The sequence below is a fragment of the Frankia sp. AgKG'84/4 genome (genome assembly GCF_023242965.2).
In the GTDB taxonomy this organism is placed as follows: domain Bacteria; phylum Actinomycetota; class Actinomycetes; order Frankiales; family Frankiaceae; genus Frankia.
Genome location: NZ_JALKFU020001295.1, coordinates 1 through 2,157 on the forward strand (window position 1 = coordinate 1; position 2,157 = coordinate 2,157).

The 2,157-nt window shown below is 73.5% G+C and carries 2 protein-coding genes; both read right to left on the minus strand.

From position 1 onward, the window contains the following. Positions 1–30: 30 nt before the first annotated feature. The gene (locus MXD58_RS29795; protein ID WP_248837298.1) at positions 31–1,287 is read right to left on the minus strand and encodes an ornithine cyclodeaminase family domain; all 1,257 of its coding nucleotides are present in this window, start codon (positions 1,285–1,287) and stop codon (positions 31–33) included. Positions 1,288–1,470: 183 nt separating this feature from the next. After that, a partial coding sequence (locus MXD58_RS29800) for a hypothetical protein (RefSeq protein ID WP_250611477.1) occupies positions 1,471–2,157 on the minus strand: 687 nt, incomplete at its 5' end.

Sequence of the window (2,157 nt, forward strand, 5' to 3'; positions counted from 1 at the left end):
GGTCGAGGCCGCGGGCACGCCCGCGTCGGCTCAGCCGCCCGGGCCGGGCCGGGCGGGCCGGTAGTCGGCGACCAGCTCGGCGGCGAGCTCCTCGAGGAACAGGCCGGTGTCGGCGACGACGCCGACGGCGTGCGCGCTGGTCCGCTCGGTGAGCGCGTGCACCGTCGCCGGGTTGACGTCCACGCAGGCCACCGGGATCGACGCCGGCAGGATGTTGCCCGTCGCCACCGAGTGCTGCGCGGAGGCGATCATGATCGCGTAACCGACTCCGCGCAGGGCGGCGCGCATCGCCCGCTGGCCCGAGACGACGTCGGTGTACACGTCGGGCAGCGGGCCGTCGTCGCGGACCGAGCCGACGAGCACGAACGTCTTGTTGGCCTTGACCATCGCGTGCAGGATGCCCTCGGTCAGCACGCCGGAGTCCACGGCCCCGCGGATCGAGCCCTCCCGGCGGATCGCGTTGATGGCGCGGATGTGCTGCTCGCTGCCGCGCTGCACCCGCCCGCTGCGCAGTGGCCCGACGCCCAGCGGCGAGCCGTAGAGGGCCGCCTCGACGTCGAGGGTGGCCAGCGCGTTGCCGGTGAACAGCACGTCGACGTAACCGGCCTCGACCAGGGCGACGAGCGCGGGGGTGGCGCCGGTGCTGACGACGGCCTGGCCGGCCACCCACAGCACCTGCACGCCCTCCGCCTTCGCCTCCCGGATCTGGCGCGCGATCGCCCGCACCAGCACCGCCTGCGGCTGGGCGGAGCTCGGCAGCGGCGCGCCGTGCGCCTCGTACTCCGCGTAGATCCGGCTCGAGTGGTCGGTCACCGGCAGGACGACCTTCACGCCGTCCACCCCGCAGACGATCATGTCGCCGGCGCGGACGTCGGTGACCGGAACGGTGCGCACCCGGCCGTGCGAGACAAGCAGGCCGCAGTCCATCTCGGGGTGCTCCACCGGGACCCACTGGCCGTCCAGGTGGACGACGGTCTCCAGGTTGGTGGTCGAGTAGAAGTCCGGGGGGAAGACGCCGTCGCGGTCGGCCGGCTCTACCCGGGTGGTGCCGCCGTCGAGCTTGTTGACGCCGTGCACCTGGATGCGCATGAGGATGCGCATGAGCCGCCGGGGCGTCTCGGCGCCGACGGTGATGACAGCGTGGGATTCGTCGTCGTGGGAACGGCCCAGATCGATATGATCGACGCGGTAGTCTCCGCCGTAGTCCAGTACGTCGTCCAGCACCCTGGCCAGGACACCTGTGTCCATGAGGTGTCCGTGCACCTCGACCTTCTCGTGGTAGCGCACGCCCAACGCCCTTCCCCTCGGTGTCGGTACGCCGGCCTCTGCCACGCCGACGTTGTCCTCGAAGGGCCGACACGGTGATGCGTCGGTCCCGTCCTGCAAGCCCTGTGTCCGCGAGCTTCGTGGCCCGCTCCGGCCATGCGCCGCAGGATCATCGCGGCGGGCCACCTGCTCCGGCAGGTGTGCTCAGATCACCGCGCCGTCGTCGGGGCCCTCGGAGTTGGTGGGCGGCCGGTCACCCATGCGGGCGACGAGGGTGCCGACGCCGCCGAGAATGAGCAGCACTCCGGTGACGTCCTGCGAACGTGACTGGTTGAGCCCGATCAGGCTCGGCACGACGAGGAAGACCACCCCGAGCGCGAGCGAGCCGAGCGCCCACCGTGTCACTGGGCGCATCCGCGGCAGCGGGGGCGGCGGCGGGGGGACGTAGTGGTCGTCGCCGGCCGGGTCGTCCTGTCCGGCGGCGGCGCCCAAGTCGATGATGACGACGCCGTCGAGGTCGTCACGGCGCAAGCCGCGCGGCCCGACGGGGGGCAGCGCCCGCTCGTCAGACTCGGCGTCACCGAGGGTGTCCTCGGCCGGCGCGCCGGGCTCGGACGCGGGCGGTGGGTCGATCGGGGGACGCAGGATGATGACCGTGGGGCGCCGGGGATCGTCGAGGTCCTCCGCGGCCGGCCAGCGCCGCGACTCCGGTTCGTCGTCGAAGCGCGCGACGAGTTCGAGGAAGGCCGCGTCGTCGTCGCCCTGCGAGCGTCGGGCGGGGCGCTTCGAGGCTTCCCGGCCCACGATCTGGGTCGGCTGGGTGGGCTGGTCGCCGGGGTCGCCGGCGGCGGCTTCGAGGCTGCCGGCGCCCGTCGCGGCGGCGGCCGAGGC